This window comes from Pseudoalteromonas sp. MB47, from assembly GCF_011319765.1.
GTDB lineage: Bacteria > Pseudomonadota > Gammaproteobacteria > Enterobacterales > Alteromonadaceae > Pseudoalteromonas > Pseudoalteromonas simplex.
In genome coordinates, this window is record NZ_VFBD01000022.1 from 60,358 (window position 1) to 75,260 (window position 14,903).

15 protein-coding genes and 1 tRNA gene are annotated in these 14,903 nt (G+C 40.8%); 10 read left to right on the forward strand and 6 right to left on the reverse strand.

Annotated features, from left to right (window positions below; translation table 11 throughout):
• Position 1: 1 nt before the first annotated feature.
• Both IMPJCBKJ_RS12885 and IMPJCBKJ_RS12890 read right to left on the reverse strand, forming a co-directional pair.
• Positions 2–943 carry a sensor domain-containing diguanylate cyclase gene (locus tag IMPJCBKJ_RS12885; RefSeq protein ID WP_166340633.1) on the reverse strand — a complete coding sequence of 314 codons (942 nt, stop codon included), beginning with the start codon at positions 941–943 and terminating at the stop codon, positions 2–4.
• A 130-nt stretch (positions 944–1,073) separates the two neighbouring features.
• Positions 1,074–1,652 carry a TetR/AcrR family transcriptional regulator gene (locus IMPJCBKJ_RS12890; protein ID WP_138616334.1) on the reverse strand — a complete coding sequence of 193 codons (579 nt, stop codon included), beginning with the start codon at positions 1,650–1,652 and terminating at the stop codon, positions 1,074–1,076.
• A 149-nt stretch (positions 1,653–1,801) separates the two neighbouring features.
• On the opposite strand from IMPJCBKJ_RS12890, the gene IMPJCBKJ_RS12895 reads away from it, so the two are divergent.
• Genes IMPJCBKJ_RS12895 through IMPJCBKJ_RS12905 form a run of 3 tightly spaced genes read left to right on the forward strand, consistent with a single transcriptional unit; the run spans position 1,802 to position 3,778 of the window.
• Positions 1,802–2,701 carry a haloalkane dehalogenase gene (locus IMPJCBKJ_RS12895; protein ID WP_166340634.1) on the forward strand — a complete coding sequence of 300 codons (900 nt, stop codon included), beginning with the start codon at positions 1,802–1,804 and terminating at the stop codon, positions 2,699–2,701.
• Between the two features lie 8 nt (positions 2,702–2,709).
• Positions 2,710–3,309 (forward strand): NAD(P)H-dependent oxidoreductase, encoded by a 600-nt coding sequence (locus IMPJCBKJ_RS12900; protein WP_054551218.1) that lies wholly within the window; start codon positions 2,710–2,712, stop codon positions 3,307–3,309.
• A 28-nt stretch (positions 3,310–3,337) separates the two neighbouring features.
• Positions 3,338–3,778 carry a PaaI family thioesterase gene (locus tag IMPJCBKJ_RS12905; RefSeq protein WP_166340635.1) on the forward strand — a complete coding sequence of 147 codons (441 nt, stop codon included), beginning with the start codon at positions 3,338–3,340 and terminating at the stop codon, positions 3,776–3,778.
• Positions 3,779–3,937: 159 nt separating this feature from the next.
• On the opposite strand, the gene IMPJCBKJ_RS12910 is transcribed toward IMPJCBKJ_RS12905, so the two are convergent.
• Together IMPJCBKJ_RS12910 and IMPJCBKJ_RS12915 are read right to left on the reverse strand one after the other, a co-directional pair.
• Positions 3,938–4,255 (reverse strand): helix-turn-helix transcriptional regulator, encoded by a 318-nt coding sequence (locus tag IMPJCBKJ_RS12910; RefSeq protein WP_138616330.1) that lies wholly within the window; start codon positions 4,253–4,255, stop codon positions 3,938–3,940.
• Positions 4,256–4,258: 3 nt separating this feature from the next.
• Positions 4,259–4,663 (reverse strand): hypothetical protein, encoded by a 405-nt coding sequence (locus IMPJCBKJ_RS12915; protein ID WP_166340636.1) that lies wholly within the window; start codon positions 4,661–4,663, stop codon positions 4,259–4,261.
• A 338-nt stretch (positions 4,664–5,001) separates the two neighbouring features.
• Between IMPJCBKJ_RS12915 and cysE the strand changes: the two genes are divergently transcribed.
• On the forward strand, positions 5,002–5,826 hold the full coding sequence (gene cysE / locus IMPJCBKJ_RS12920; protein ID WP_135925949.1) for a serine O-acetyltransferase: 825 nt from the start codon (positions 5,002–5,004) through the stop codon (positions 5,824–5,826).
• Between the two features lie 86 nt (positions 5,827–5,912).
• Positions 5,913–6,503, forward strand: a complete 591-nt coding sequence (locus IMPJCBKJ_RS12925; protein ID WP_166340637.1) for a hypothetical protein — start codon at positions 5,913–5,915, stop codon at positions 6,501–6,503.
• Between the two features lie 2 nt (positions 6,504–6,505).
• On the opposite strand, the gene xseA is transcribed toward IMPJCBKJ_RS12925, so the two are convergent.
• On the reverse strand, positions 6,506–7,840 hold the full coding sequence (gene xseA / locus IMPJCBKJ_RS12930; protein WP_166340638.1) for an exodeoxyribonuclease VII large subunit: 1,335 nt from the start codon (positions 7,838–7,840) through the stop codon (positions 6,506–6,508).
• A gap of 134 nt (positions 7,841–7,974) precedes the next feature.
• Between xseA and guaB the strand changes: the two genes are divergently transcribed.
• The 5 genes from guaB to rimI all read left to right on the forward strand — a co-directional run bounded on the left by guaB (position 7,975) and on the right by rimI (position 12,149).
• A complete protein-coding gene (gene guaB, locus IMPJCBKJ_RS12935; protein WP_054551225.1) occupies positions 7,975–9,444 on the forward strand; it encodes an IMP dehydrogenase in 1,470 nt (489 codons plus the stop codon).
• Positions 9,445–9,544: 100 nt separating this feature from the next.
• Positions 9,545–11,122 (forward strand): glutamine-hydrolyzing GMP synthase, encoded by a 1,578-nt coding sequence (guaA, locus tag IMPJCBKJ_RS12940; protein WP_054551226.1) that lies wholly within the window; start codon positions 9,545–9,547, stop codon positions 11,120–11,122.
• A gap of 146 nt (positions 11,123–11,268) precedes the next feature.
• Positions 11,269–11,345 (forward strand) — tRNA-Trp (locus IMPJCBKJ_RS12945).
• 68 nt (positions 11,346–11,413) lie between these two features.
• Positions 11,414–11,716: a hypothetical protein gene (locus IMPJCBKJ_RS12950; RefSeq protein WP_054551229.1), complete on the forward strand. Its 303-nt coding sequence runs from the start codon at positions 11,414–11,416 to the stop codon at positions 11,714–11,716.
• Positions 11,703–12,149, forward strand: coding sequence for a ribosomal protein S18-alanine N-acetyltransferase (rimI, locus tag IMPJCBKJ_RS12955; protein WP_054551230.1), 447 nt, complete (start codon positions 11,703–11,705; stop codon positions 12,147–12,149). The genes IMPJCBKJ_RS12950 and rimI overlap by 14 nt, the downstream gene beginning before the upstream one ends.
• Here rimI and IMPJCBKJ_RS12960 read toward each other — a convergent pair.
• Positions 12,146–14,800 carry a hybrid sensor histidine kinase/response regulator gene (locus IMPJCBKJ_RS12960; RefSeq protein WP_166340639.1) on the reverse strand — a complete coding sequence of 885 codons (2,655 nt, stop codon included), beginning with the start codon at positions 14,798–14,800 and terminating at the stop codon, positions 12,146–12,148. The genes rimI and IMPJCBKJ_RS12960 overlap by 4 nt on opposite strands.
• Positions 14,801–14,903 lie beyond the last annotated feature (103 nt).

Genomic DNA, 14,903 nt, shown 5'->3' on the forward strand with positions numbered 1-14,903 from the left:
ATTAGGGGCATTTTTCTAGGTTTAATGGCTCGATGTTATCAGCAACCACAAGTTGATTTCGGCCAGCTTCTTTTGCTTGATAAAGCGCGCAATCAGCCATTTCAATGAGTAACATGGCATCACTATCGCTACTAGGGTAAATAGTAGCTAAACCAATACTAACCGTTAATGGATGACCTGTAAGTTCAGCTAATTGTAATTTACTGATCATATCTATTAAGCGTGTTACTAGACTTTGTGCTTGCTTACTTTGTGTATTGCCAAGCACCAGTACAAACTCTTCACCACCGTATCTGGCGCACAAGTCACCGGGCCTGCGAGTAAATTCAGGCAGTAGTTTTGCAACTTCTTTTAGACAGCTATCACCAACTAAGTGACCAAATTTATCATTTAGCGTTTTAAAATTATCAAGGTCAATCATAGCTAACGAAACAGGTAAATTTAATCTCGAGCAACGACTCCATTCTTGTAAAATAAAACTATCAAAAAATCGTCTATTAGCTATTTGTGTTAGGCCATCAATTCTAGCAAGTTGTTGGACTTGTTGTTCAGCAAGCTTTCTTTCGGTGATATTTAAGTGACTTATAACGATAAAACGCTGATTATCATAAAAAAGAGAAGCTGCTCGCATTAAAAACCAGCGCTTTTCCATGTCGCTATGGCATGGATATTCAAGATAGAACTCTTCGCACTGATGGTTAATTACTTGTTTTATTCCATTAAACGCTTTTGCTCCAAACTCATCGTTTTGGCAAGCCGCTGACCTACAAATTGCGAGGTAATTTTGTTGTTGCCATTGCTCATTGCACGCACAGTTATTTTGTTCGCCAAATGTTTGCCAGCTGCGATTTACAAATTTGATATCGCCTTCGGCGTTGATGACAACAATATGCTCAGGGAGAGTATCGAGTATTAACCTTAAAAATTCCTTTGACTCAAGCACACCAATTCCTGCTTTACACTTTTCTAAAGAGTAGCAATAAATTATTAGATTGCATGGTTAAAAGTAAAAAAGAGTGTGATTGAATAAATTTTACAGATGATAACTTACGAAGATTTATATGTAGTTTAATTTATTCATGCTCATCAGTAAGTAAGTTAAGTATAACTTCAGTCATTATTTTTGAGATTGAATCAATGCGTTCGGGCATAGCTTGTGCAGTGATTGAGTAACCTTCTACAAATGGGATAAATATAGATACAGCTCTAGAAACGTTTGAGTCTGAGTGAGAAATAGGTCGCAATTTATCAGCTAAGATCAATGCCATTTCTTCGTAGTAAAATTTTATATGTTGATTGATAACTTCATTTCGTGTCGATATAGCCCAATACTCCCTAAATATTCTGCACATTTGGGTTAATTTCAAACCATGACTTAGAAAGCTCTCTAGCAGCGAATGGAGCTCATTGCTTGGGTTCTCTAGGTTGCTTATTGGATCCATTTGTCTCATATCGTCAAGACATGATTTGAAATAGCGATCTGCCATCGCCTTTAAAAGCTCATCTTTATTTTTGAAATAATATTGAACATTGCTCAAAGTCATACCAGCTTCGTTGGCAACTTTTCTCATTGTCACGCCATAATCACCTTCGTGTCTAAGAATATGCAAAGCCGTATCTATTATTAAATCTGTTTTGGCATTTTTCTTCATTAAAATCTCAAAGTATTTCTGCTTAGTAATCAAACCTTATCATTTTACGAGTACTCAACAGTTAAATTCAATGTTGACATTGTAGGTCATCTGACCTAAATTTTAAATAGGTCACTTGACCTAATGTTTTTTATTGTTGAGGAATAGGCATGATAAATAGTAAACGCACACCACAAAGTAGCTTTGATAATATTAAAGATTATCCTTTTAAAGCTAATTACTTTAGTGATTTGAAGGGATATGAAGGCTTGAGGGCTCACTACCTTGATGAAGGTAATCCTGACTCTGAAGAAGTTTTTTTATGTCTGCATGGTGAGCCTGCTTGGAGTTACCTTTACAGAAAGATGATCCCTGAATTTGTTAATGTCGGAGGCAGGGTGATAGCCCCAGATCTTTTTGGCTTTGGTAAGTCAGATAAACCAATTGATGAGAAAGTTTATACGTTTGAGTTTCATCGTAACTACTTAATCGAACTTATTAAGAGGTTAGATTTAAATAATATTACTTTGGTTTGCCAAGATTGGGGAGGGCTTTTGGGTCTTACATTGCCTCAAGATATGCCAGAGCGTTTTAAAAGATTAATCATCATGAATACAGGGTTGCTGGTTGAGCCTGTGAGCAGTCCTGAATTCTTAAAATGGCATGACGATATCGTTCTGCCAAATGAATTAAATCTCGCTAGTTTTTTCAAAAAGTATGCGCCAACAATTGACAGCGATGAAGCGAGTGCATATGCATCTCCATATCCAGATGCAAGTTATCAAGCTGGCGTCAAAAAGTTCCCTAAAATTGTTGCTGCGCCAGATCCTCTGTGCGTAAAAATTTCAACTCGAGCATTTCAATTTTGGAAAAGTGAGTGGCAAGGCGAATCATTCATGGCAATAGGTATGAAAGACAAAATGTTAGGACCTACAGTTATGAATTTTATGCAAAGCGTAATCAAAAATTGCCCTGAACCTCTAGAAATAAATAATGCAGGGCATTTTGTGCAGGAATTTGGAGACACCGTTGCTGTTGCAGCACTTAAACATTTTAAATTAATAAAGTAAGGATCTTTATGAAAATTTTACACTTAGTATTTCACCCCGATCTCAACGCATCACGAGTCAATAATACTTGGAAGAAGCAATTAGAGCAGTCAGGTAAAGTAGCAACAAGTAGAGATATGTATTTGGAATATCCTGACTTTAAAATCGATATCGAAAAAGAACAAGCGTTGTTGTTGTCTCATGACAGAATCGTGATTCAATTTCCTATCTATTGGTGGTCAATGACTCCTCTTCTTAAGAAGTGGCTTGATGATGTTTTACAATATCAATTTGCATACGGAAGTAAAGGAGACAAGCTTAAAGGCAAAGACTTACAAATAATTTGCTCTGCTGGAGGACAAGCAAAAAATTACAATGGCTTTCATATGTTCGCTACTGTACCTGAGGTTTTAAAACCATTTCAGCTTACAGCCAACTTAGCCAAAATGAATTATTCTCAGCCATTGTACATGTTTAATGCAGACGCTTGTGGTGAAGACGAGGTTGTTAAGTATGGGCAAAAATGGGTAGAGGTCATTGATGACCCTCGGCGCGCCGATGGGCTTGAATACGCAAACGCAAAAATACATGAAGAACTCATTGATGTATATGCGCAACTAGGCCTTTAAAATCTTAATGAAGTAGAGGAGCGGTTAGTTGAAAACGCTAGATTTTTTATCTGAACATATCGGTATTTCTTTCCAGCAAAGTGATAGCTATGGTGATTGGCTAGGTTTTGAAATAGATTCAGTTAAAAAGGAAGAAATTAAAGTTATTACATCATTATTAATTAGACGTGATCATGTCTCACCAACAGGGGCTGTGCATGGTGGTGTTGTGTCTGGATTTCTCGATTCAAGCTTAGGCTGTGCGATGGTAACGATTATGGATAAAGGCCAAATGTGCAGTACTGTTGAGCTTAACGTAAAGTTTTTTAAACCGCTTTCTCCAGGTGATAAAATTATTGCCGAGTCAGAAGTGATCCATAAGGGAAGAACCTTATGCACGGTTATTGCGAATGTTTATAAATCTGATGCGCCAGATATACCTGTTGCGTTAGCTACTGCAACCTTTAATCGCTATCAATTAAAGCAGTAACATGAATACAGCCCAGCCGTGATGTAGCTGGGCTCTATATTGACCTATTATCAACTAAAGTATTGAGCTAACTTTAACAGCTAGCGCAAAGAGTATGGTTGTTATTACAAAGCCGATAAGTGTAGTGTGGCCGCGTTGTTCTTTGGTCATCTTCCACTCCTAAAAAATAACAAATACGGTTGCCATACCTAGGGCAAAACTGACAAACGAAGATGCGGCTACAATTGCAGCGAGATTTTGCTTACTCACTGCATGTGTTGTGGTTGGTTCAGATACTTCGTCATCGAGCTTAATGAGCTCACCTTGGCGTACTTCAAACACTGCACATAGACTCATGGTAGTTTCTTTTGATGCCGCGCCTTCTTTTTCAACTCGTTGAATGGTACGTAAGCTTACATCACAGGCATCTGCCAATTGTTGCTGCGTCCAATCGAATTTAAGTCTGAGTGCTTTTATTGTATTGGGGTTCAGTTGCATTACTTACTTCCCAAGCAATGGTTCAATAAAAGTAACGACTGCATAACCTGATATTGCGCCACCGATAAAACACCCCAAGGTAACCAAAGCCACTTGTTTTGGGTTATCAGTAAGTGAGGTTTGTGTGCTCTGTTTAACTAATTTGTCAGCTTTATAAAACGAACATTCAAGCTTGCCGGTAAGTATATTTTGCATCGCAAAATCGACTGCATAAGCATTACCTTGGTAGTTAAAGTCGTGACGACTTTTAAAGCCAAAGCTGCGCTTTTCACTAACCAATTCGTCGTTTACATATATTTTTTCTTTACCACTCATAATGTGACCAAAGCATGCGATTTGGTTGTCACCATCTTGAAAGTAAAATTTATAACCTAGTTTATGTGAGTTTAGTACGTCGTTTTTCATCATCGTTTCCTTGTTAAGTTGATGATGTAAATTTAATGATTATTTTTGTTTTTTACGCCGTCAGCGATATGTCAGTACCAATTTTGGCATATGACAGATAAGATGTCATATCTGTTTTGTTATTGAAAAATAAGCATTTTAGCTGGGTTTTTCTTGCGGCGTATGAGTTTGCTACTGTCATATGTGGTTGGCTAAAAAGCACAGCAAAAAGAGTAAAAATAGGTGTAGTTACTCTGGTTATTAGATATAACCAGAACAAATAAACAACGGGTTAGTACATCTTGCTACAAATCCGTTAAACTTAAAGCTTAGCAGTTAGGTACAACCAGAAAGGCAATATTATGCGTCATGAAATTTGGCAAAAGCTTCGAGAAGAAGCAAACGAAGTCGTTTCCCGTGAACCGCTTTTAGCAAGTCACGTTTATTCGTGTGTGTTAAATCATGAATGCTTAGGTTCAGCGCTGAGCTTTATTGTTGCAAATAAACTTGCAGATGCGGTGGTATCAGCATTTACTATCCGTGAATTATTCGACCAAGCCTTTGTTAAATGTGACCTAATGCTGACGCATGTTGCTCATGACATAAAAGCAGTTAAAGATCGCGACCCTGCGGCCGATAGTTACTTAACTGTTATTTTGAACCTTAAAGGCTTCCATGCAATACAAGCACACCGACTCGCAAATTGTTTATGGCAACAAAACCGAAAAGAGCTTGCTCGCTTCATTCAAAGCAGAACCTCAGAAGTATTTGGCGTTGACATCCATCCTGCTTGTAAAGTTGGTCATGGTATTATGTTTGACCATGCAACTGGGATTGTAATTGGTGAAACAGCAGTTATTGAAGATAACGTATCGATTCTACAATCTGTAACCTTAGGTGGTACGGGTAATGAGCAAGGTGACCGCCATCCAAAAATTCGCGCCGGTGTATTGATTGGTGCGGGTGCAAAAGTACTGGGTAATATCGAAGTAGGAGAGGGGGCACGTATTGGTGCAAACTCTGTCGTGTTAAGTGCAGTTCCAGCACACACAACTGTGGTTGGCGTGCCAGCTAAAGTGGTCGGCAAACCGAGCTGTCCCTGTCCAGCAGAAAGCATGAACCAAAACTTTTTAGACGATGGTACGACTACCGCTAGTAATGCCTCCCACACTAGTGCTATGTTGTAGTTTTACATTTTAAAAGAGCAATGGAATTGTCTAAATTATCCTTCGGATTAGCTGTTGCAGCGTCATTTATTTGTGGCGCTGTCACTATGTCACTTTTTCAATCAGACCCACAACAACAGCCGCAAACTTATCAGCAACAATTTGTTGAAGAACGCATAGCTCAAGCACCAGAGCAGCAAGCCACTGCTGTAGCGCCTGTTATTAACAAACAAGTCGCTGAAGTGAATTCAAATAGTTCAGCAGCTGTTAGCAAAACTGAGCTTGAGCAGCAAGTTGCAGAGTTAAAGTTACAAGTCGAAAACCAACAAGCGGTGATTGCCAGTTACCGTTCAAGTGCGATACCTCCACAGCAAATCGACTCACACCTAGATGAACTTTATACCTTGTTAGAAGAGCAATCTCGGGATGAGGCTTGGGCCTACCAAGTTGAAACAGCCATGAGCGATTTTTTAATCATGGCAGATTTACCAGTGCAACCACAGCTGAGTGTCTCAACATGCAAAAGCTCTGTGTGTCAGTTTAAGCTATTGCAACCTGAGGGGAGTGATGACTTGCCAAGTCATTATTGGCGTAACATGACCGATAAGATGATGGAACAAAGCTGGTGGAAGCAATTTAAATTTACCTCCACCACCTCAAGTGACGATAGTCTAACCATTATTGCAAGCACGGAGTAATTTTATACAACTTTTGATTGCAGTTGACCATCAGCAAGCTCGGTAGTTATAAGCTCACCAGAGCTTACATCGTTAACTGATTTTACAACGCCACCTTGCTGATTTTTAGTAATGCTGTAACCACGCGCTAACACACTAAGCGGACTCACAGAATCTAAACGGTTCGCTTGTAAAGAAAGCTGGTTTCGAAAACTTGAAAGTTGCTGTTGCATCGCCTGTGTAAGCCTTGCATGTAATTGCGCCAGTTGATGCTCGCTTTTCGCTAACTGCTTTTCGGGTGAGCGTTGCATTAAGCGTGGTGTTAAGTTAGCAAGTACTCGCTCATATCGCTGGATTTTACTACTCATCGCGCCATGTAAGGCCAAACTAAGCTCATCTAACTTTTGCGCTTGTTGATTGAGTTGATTACGCGGATGGCATAGCTGCAAGCGATGCTCAAATTGAGTGGCAGTACTGCGTTTTACAGCTAAAGCGTGTTTAAAGGCATGATTTAAGTGCCTAACTAACTGCGTAACTTTGTTATATAGCTCTTCGGTATTTGGACTAACTAGCTCTGCGGCTGCAGAAGGTGTTGCGGCGCGAATATCGGCAACATAATCACTAATTGTGGTATCGACCTCATGACCAACGGCGCTAACAATAGGTAAGCGACTTTCAAAAATAGCGCGAGCTAATTGCTCATGGTTAAAACACCACAAATCTTCGAGTGAACCACCACCGCGACCTAATATAAGCACATCTACTTCGTTGCGTTGATTGGCGATGTTTATTTTTTCTATTAATTGACTGTGTGCATCTGCACCTTGCACCATCGCTGGGTAAATCACGACTTCAAGCTGCGGAGCACGGCGTTTAAGTACCGTTAGAATATCGCGTATAGCCGCACCTGTGGCTGAGGTGATCACCCCAACGCGATTAATATTGGTTGGTAATGGTTTTTTGTGGGCTGAGCTAAATAGGCCTTCGGCAGCTAAACGCATTTTAAGCGCATCGAATTCTTGTTTTAATAAGCCTTCGCCAGCAGGGGCCATATGCTCAACAATCAGCTGATAATCACCACGAGGTTCATATAAAGATACGCGGGCACGCACGGTTACTTGTGCACCATTGCTCGGGCGAAAAGTTTGGCCGCGATTATTGCCGCGCCACATTGCTGCTTTTACCTGTGCTCGGTCGTCTTTTAACGTAAAGTACCAGTGTCCAGATGCAGGGGCTATAAAGTTAGAAATTTCACCATTTAAGATAAGCGATGAGAAGCCTTGTTCAAGAACATGGCGAATTTCCTTATTTAGGCGCGAGACCGTGTAAACAGGCTGTGTTGAGTGCGTAAAAGCCATTAAAAACCCCAGTAAAAAATTCTCTGCGTACTTTAACACAAATAAATGAATAATTTTATTTACTCATGCTCATAACGCTGATAAAATTTGGCCGCAATTCCTTATACTCAGATCCACATGTGAGAAGTTGCACTATGCTAAGAATCGCTAAAGAAGCTCTTACCTTTGACGACGTACTTTTAGTACCAGGTCATTCTACTGTTTTGCCACACACGGCAAATATTTCAACTCGCTTAACGCGTGGTATCAATCTTAACTTGCCGCTAGTTTCAGCATCTATGGATACTGTAACAGAAGCACGCTTAGCGATTGCTCTAGCGCAAGAGGGCGGTTTAGGTTTCATCCACAAAAACATGACAATCGAAGAGCAAGCTAAAAACGTTCGTAAAGTTAAAACTTACGAAGCGGGCATTGTTTCTTTCCCTGTTACTGTGACTGCGGATCTTACAATTGCTGATGCTATCGCGCTTTCAGAAGACAAAGGTTTTTCAGGTTTCCCTGTAACCGACGCTGACAATAACCTTGTTGGTATTGTGACAAGCCGTGATATGCGTTTTGAAACGAAACTTGAGCAACCTGTTTCTACAGTAATGACGAAAAAAGAATCGTTAGTGACTGTTAAAGAAGGTGCAGACCGTGATGAAATCTTAGGTCTAATGCACGAGCACCGTATCGAAAAAATTCTCGTAGTTGATGATGCATTTAAACTGAAAGGCATGATCACTGTAAAAGATTATCAAAAAGCACAAGACAAGCCGCATGCATGTAAAGACGAGCAAGGTCGTCTACGTGTAGGTGCAGCTGTTGGTGTTGGCGCGGGTACTGATGAGCGTATCGCAGCACTTGTTGAAGCAGGTGTTGACGTATTACTTATCGATACATCACATGGCCACTCACAAGGTGTTATCGACCGTGTTGCACAAACACGTCAAGCATACCCAGATCTACAAATCGTAGCAGGTAACGTTGCAACAGCTGAAGGCGCGATTGCCCTTGCTGATGCGGGTGTTGATGCTGTTAAAGTTGGTATCGGCCCTGGTTCTATCTGTACTACTCGTATCGTAACAGGTTGTGGTGTTCCACAAATTACTGCTATTTCTGACGCAGTTGAAGGCTTAAAAGGCCGTGATATTCCTGTTATTGCTGACGGTGGTATCCGTTTCTCTGGTGACATCGTAAAAGCACTTGTTGCTGGTGCATCATGTGTAATGGTGGGTTCAATGTTAGCGGGTACTGAAGAAGCACCGGGTGAAGTTGAGCTATATCAAGGTCGTTACTACAAATCATACCGTGGTATGGGTAGCCTTGGTGCTATGGACCAAAAAGAAGGTTCATCAGACCGTTACTTCCAAAAATCGAACGAAGCAGACAAGCTTGTTCCTGAAGGTATCGAAGGCCGTGTTGCTTATAAAGGTCCTATCGCGACAATCATTCACCAACAAGTGGGCGGTCTTCGCAGTGCAATGGGCTTAACAGGCTGTGCAACAATTGAAGAGTTAAATACTAAACCTCAATTTGTTCGCGTGACTTCAGCTGGTATGGGTGAGTCACACGTTCACGACGTGCAAATCACTAAAGAAGCGCCAAACTACCGCTTAGGTTAATTACCTTAAGGTATTGAAATTACATGGGCTAGCATTTGCTAGCCCTAATTTATTGATCATCTCCCTTTGGGAGAGCAGTTCCTGACTAACGAGATACTCCATGAGCAAAGACATTCACGATTCACGAATTCTCATTTTAGATTTTGGTTCGCAATACACACAGTTAATCGCACGTCGTATACGTGAGATTGGTGTTTACTGTGAGCTATGGGCATGGGATGTAACTGAAGAGCAAATCCGCGAATTTAATCCACAAGGTATTATTTTGTCGGGTGGCCCTGAGTCTACAACACTTGAAAACAGCCCACGTGCTCCTGAGTATGTATTTAACGCAGGCGTTCCAGTACTTGGTATTTGTTACGGCATGCAAACAATGGCAACGCAACTAGGTGGTAGCGTTCACAGCTCTGATAAGAAAGAGTTTGGTTATGCGCAAGTTGAAAAAGTAGGTAACTGTGCGTTATTCGATGCTATCGAAGACCACATTACTGACGGCGGTGCAGGCGTACTTGACGTTTGGATGAGCCATGGCGATAAAGTGATGGAAGTACCAGAGACTTTCAAAACAACGGCTAAAACTTCAACATGTCCACATGCTGCAATGTCTTGGGAAGAAAAACGTTTTTACGGCGTACAGTTCCACCCAGAAGTAACTCATACTCACCAAGGTTTACGCTTACTTGAGCGCTTCGCGATTGATATCTGTGGCTGTGAAAAGCTATGGACACCAGCTAAAATCATCGACGATGCGATTGAGCGTATCAAGGAAACTGTTGGTGATGACGAAGTTATCTTAGGTTTATCAGGTGGTGTTGATTCATCTGTTGTTGCCATGCTTATTCACCGTGCAATCGGCGACAAGCTAACGTGTGTATTCGTTGATAACGGTCTTCTTCGTTTAAACGAAGGTCAGCAAGTTATGGACATGTTCGGCAACAAGTTTGGCCTAAACATTGTTAAAGTAGATGCTGAAGATCAATTTTTAGCAGACTTAGCAGGCAAGTCAGACCCAGAAGATAAGCGTAAAGCGATTGGTCATACCTTCATTAAAGTATTTGACGAGCAAGCTAAAAAGCTGAAAAGCGCTAAATGGTTAGGTCAAGGTACTATCTACCCAGACGTAATCGAATCTGCTGCATCAGCAACAGGTAAAGCACATGTAATCAAGTCTCACCACAACGTAGGTGGTTTACCAGACGATATGGAAATGGGTCTTGTTGAGCCTTTACGTGAGCTATTCAAAGATGAAGTACGCAAAATTGGTCTTGAGCTTGGTCTACCATACGACATGCTTTACCGTCACCCATTCCCGGGTCCTGGTTTAGGTGTTCGTGTACTTGGTGAAATCAAGAAAGAGTACTGTGACTTACTACGTCGCGCAGATGCTATCTTCATTGAAGAGCTACACAAAGCTGAGCTTTACCACAAAGTAAGTCAAGCCTTCACTGTATTCTTACCAGTTAAATCGGTAGGTGTAATGGGTGATGCGCGTAAATACGACTGGGTTGTATCGCTACGTTGTGTAGAAACAATCGACTTTATGACAGCACGTTGGTCACATTTACCTTATGAGTTCTTAGGTGTGGTTTCTAACCGTATCATCAACGAAATCGATGGTATCTCACGTGTTGTTTACGATATTTCAGGTAAGCCACCGGCAACAATCGAGTGGGAATAATTTTATTATTCTGACCTGAATTGGTACAAAAACGGCGAATTAGCTTGCTAATTCGTCGTTTTGTTTATTTAAGAAGCAGTTAAACTAAAAACTGTGTTTTTTTACTTTACCTTTGAAAAAAGCTCTATATAATTCGACGACATTGCAGGGGCGTAGTTCCAATTGGTAGAACAGCGGTCTCCAAAACCGACGGTTGGGAGTTCGAATCTCTCCGCCCCTGCCATTTCTTCCTTCTTTACTTTAATCGCAAATCTTCCTATATTACTTGCTCTTAATCATGATTGAGTTGTTATGAATCCAAGTTACGCTGCGATATTCTCTGTACAATCTTTAGAGTTAAATCAACACTATCGAACTGCGCCTGATACTTCTGGCGAACAGATACCAAACACTCAACAAGAAACACTGACGCTACCGTTACAGTTTCACCAAGACCTCGAAAAAGCATTTGCGCCGTTAGTTATTACCCAAATCGTTAAAGCAACGAGTATTAGCTGGCAAGAGGGCTGCTTAGGCTTACCAAGCGATAAGCTGAATGGCGAACAGAAAAAACAACTTTGGTCTTTAATCGGTGAACAACTTGATAAGCTTTAAACCTGTAGATGCAACCTATATTAGCCAGTTAATGGCTATCGAAAACGCCTGCCATAGTCACCCTTGGACAGAGAAAACCATGCTGTCGTGTTTAGCTGGGCGTTATTTTAACCTGGCCGCTTTTCAAGGTGATGAGATGCTAGGTTTTTATATTGGTGAACAAGCGGGCCCAGATTACACTTTAATGGATATTTGTGTTGCGCCGAAGTACCAAGGGCAGGGCATTGCTAAGCAGTTGTTAAATGCCTTTATTGAGCACGGCGAGCAGCACCAAGCCGAAAACCTATTTTTAGAAGTGCGTGAGTCTAATGCACCCGCTATTGGCCTGTATGAAAGTGCTGGCTTTTCACATATGTCGGTGCGCAAGAACTACTATCCAACCGCAACAGGCAATGAAGACGCTATTTTGATGGGGATGAGCTTTAGCCTTTAAGATGCTTCTTCAAGGGCATTGATAAGTGCATCGTAGCATTGCTCTACCTGATCAGTTTGATTACTGCGTAGCGCATTTTCAAGCTGACCCGCAGTCCTGTGAATAGCTTCAAAACTAAAACATCCCGCACTGCCTTTTAAGCTGTGTGCTAATGAACGCAGCGCTTCCCATTCTTTAGCGCGATACAACTGCACGACTTGGCTTAAATAATCAGGTAGTTTTGAGCGATAGTTGTCGTTAATTTGTTGGAACTTCTCACTTTTCAGTAAGTTTTCCCACTTGTTTTGACTGTCTTTTTCGATATGTAAGTAGCTTACAAGTACTTGCTCTAGGGCATCTTTGTCGATTGGTTTGGCGAGTGCTTCATCACAGCCCGCTTCAATATAGGTATCAACATCAGTCTTCATTACATTGGCCGTAAGCGCAATAATAGGGCCATCATAGGCTGCGTGACGTAGCATTTGCGTTGCTTCTAAGCCGCCCATGACTGGCATCTGCATATCCATGATGATCAGCTGATAATCATTAACTAATGCCATTTCTACTGCTTCTGCACCGTTTTTCGCGATGTCAGGCTCAAGTCCCCAGGTTTGTAACAATAGTTTGATCAGCAACTGGTTATCTGGGTTATCTTCGGCCACTAGTATATTGGCATCAAAGCTATTCGCTGCGAATGAAAGCTGAACGTCTTTACTTGGTGAGAGTTGCTCGTAGCTATGAATAAACGCCTCTGCTTGTAACTGCTCGGCGTTTAAATGAGCAGCAACTTGTACGGTAAAACAACTGCCGTTTCCAGGTTCACTAATAAGCTGTACATCACCGCCTAGCAACTGGGCTAAGTTCTTTGAAATACACAAGCCAAGACCTGTACCGCCAAAGCGGCGAGTTGTCGTCGCATCGGCTTGTTCAAACGGTTTGAATACCCTTTCAACCTCACGCTCTGACATACCAATACCTGTGTCTTGAATCGCAAACTCTAAATGTTGTTTATTGCTGTTGTAGCTAATATCAATCGAGATGCTGCCTTTCTCAGTGAACTTAACTGCGTTGCTAGCAATATTGATCAAGATTTGTTTTAAACGTGTGGTATCGCTATTAATAGTTTTGGGTATTGGTAGTTGGTAGTTAATATTAAATGTAAGTTGTTTTTCATTAGCCAGTGGGCGAATAATTGAATCAATATCATGTATAAGCTGCACTACATTACATGGTCCGCGTTCAACGGCGAGTTTTTCAGCTTCTATTTTTGATAAATCAAGAATGTTGTTAATAAGCTCAAGCAAGTGCTTAGAGTTACGTAAAATAGTGCTTAAATGCTGTTCATCATTTACCGCATCTTTGTTGTGCAGAAGTTGCTCTGTAAAGCCCATAATTGCGGTAAGTGGAGTACGAATTTCATGACTCATATTCGCTAAAAAGCGGCTTTTAAGTTGGTTTGCTTGTTCAGCTTGCGCAATGGCTACTTCTAGCTTGCTGTTCATTGCTTCGAGTGCTTTCGTTCTGCTCTCTACTTTTTCTTCTAGGTGATGTTTATATTCTTCAAGCTCGTCTTGGTAATGACGAATTTGGTTCACCATGTGATTAAAATCGTTGAAAAGCACGCCTACTTCATCGTTTGTGTGGGCTGGCAAGTACACAGATAAATCACCATCACCAACCCGATGACTTGCCGCACCTAATAGTTCAACTGGGGTCAGCAGTAAGTTGCGTACCACAATATAGATAAGAATAGGCAGCGAAATCACAGAAATAATAACTATAAGTGCTGTGATTAAACTAATGGCTTTACCTGACTGGTAAAGTAAATCTTTAGGGGTGGTTGAGATCAAATAATCGCCATCAGTCATTTCAACTGCGTAAATTATGCGCTCTTCTTTATCAATACTTGAAAGTTCGATATTGGCAAGTTTGCCGTAGTTAGCGAGTTGTTTAATTTGCTCAAGCTCATATTCACTTAAATAATTGCCGCGTAAGTCATAGTCGGAGCTAAATAAAATCTGCCCCTTAGTCGTTAAAAATAAATTTAGCGTGTTATTAAATGGTGCTTCTAGAATACTAGCATTCAATATTGATGGTTCTACATGCACAACAATAAACCCCAGTTGCTGCGGCTGTTTTAAGTAGTAATCAATATTATAAATGGGGTGCACAAAGTAGAGGCTAGTAGAGCCATCTTCTTTGGGGATCATGAATTGTTGCTGGCGTAAATTCGATTGTAGCACTTGCTCAAAAAACGGGTAACTTTTAGGTGCTGGAGTTAATTGACTTGAATAAAATGCATCGCTTTTACCGTCTGGGGCAACATAATTAATGCTAACAATATCTGGGTAAGCTTCTGAATAGCTTGCAAATACATTCATCAACTCGCCAAGACGTTCAATGTATTGGTTTTTTGAGTCAGGTTCGCGGGCTAAAAAGTCTGCTAATACAGGAGAGGTTGAGAGTAGCTTAGTAATCGAGTGAAATGAGTCAATGTAATTAAAGATTTTTTGTTGCTGTTGCTCAACAAAGCGACTGACAATAAGTTCAGCTTGTTTTTTTGTTGAATTGGTCACATTTGTTAATGTAAAGCCACCTAAAAACAACAAAGGTAAGATCACTAATGGTGTGATATACCACAATAATCGAATACTGAGCTTACTGGTTTTCATGACCTAAATTGACATCCCTCCGTGCAATTTATCAATAGTATGCGTTACAACTTGATTACACAAGCCTAGCAAAAAAGTGAACAACGAAAATACCCAACTAAAA

What these genes read in the sequence shown, in the direction of transcription:
- IMPJCBKJ_RS12890 (WP_138616334.1), bottom strand. Translation starts at nt 1,652, where the DNA reads ATGAAGAAAAATGCCAAAACAGATTTAATAATAGATACGGCTTTGCAT.
- IMPJCBKJ_RS12950 (WP_054551229.1), top strand. Translation starts at nt 11,414, where the DNA reads ATGAATCCAAGTTACGCTGCGATATTCTCTGTACAATCTTTAGAGTTA.
- IMPJCBKJ_RS12925 (WP_166340637.1), top strand. Translation starts at nt 5,913, where the DNA reads ATGTCACTTTTTCAATCAGACCCACAACAACAGCCGCAAACTTATCAG.
- cysE (WP_135925949.1), top strand. Translation starts at nt 5,002, where the DNA reads ATGCGTCATGAAATTTGGCAAAAGCTTCGAGAAGAAGCAAACGAAGTC.
- IMPJCBKJ_RS12915 (WP_166340636.1), bottom strand. Translation starts at nt 4,663, where the DNA reads ATGATGAAAAACGACGTACTAAACTCACATAAACTAGGTTATAAATTT.
- IMPJCBKJ_RS12960 (WP_166340639.1), bottom strand. Translation starts at nt 14,800, where the DNA reads ATGAAAACCAGTAAGCTCAGTATTCGATTATTGTGGTATATCACACCA.
- guaB (WP_054551225.1), top strand. Translation starts at nt 7,975, where the DNA reads ATGCTAAGAATCGCTAAAGAAGCTCTTACCTTTGACGACGTACTTTTA.
- guaA (WP_054551226.1), top strand. Translation starts at nt 9,545, where the DNA reads ATGAGCAAAGACATTCACGATTCACGAATTCTCATTTTAGATTTTGGT.
- xseA (WP_166340638.1), bottom strand. Translation starts at nt 7,840, where the DNA reads ATGGCTTTTACGCACTCAACACAGCCTGTTTACACGGTCTCGCGCCTA.
- IMPJCBKJ_RS12910 (WP_138616330.1), bottom strand. Translation starts at nt 4,255, where the DNA reads ATGCAACTGAACCCCAATACAATAAAAGCACTCAGACTTAAATTCGAT.
- IMPJCBKJ_RS12900 (WP_054551218.1), top strand. Translation starts at nt 2,710, where the DNA reads ATGAAAATTTTACACTTAGTATTTCACCCCGATCTCAACGCATCACGA.
- IMPJCBKJ_RS12895 (WP_166340634.1), top strand. Translation starts at nt 1,802, where the DNA reads ATGATAAATAGTAAACGCACACCACAAAGTAGCTTTGATAATATTAAA.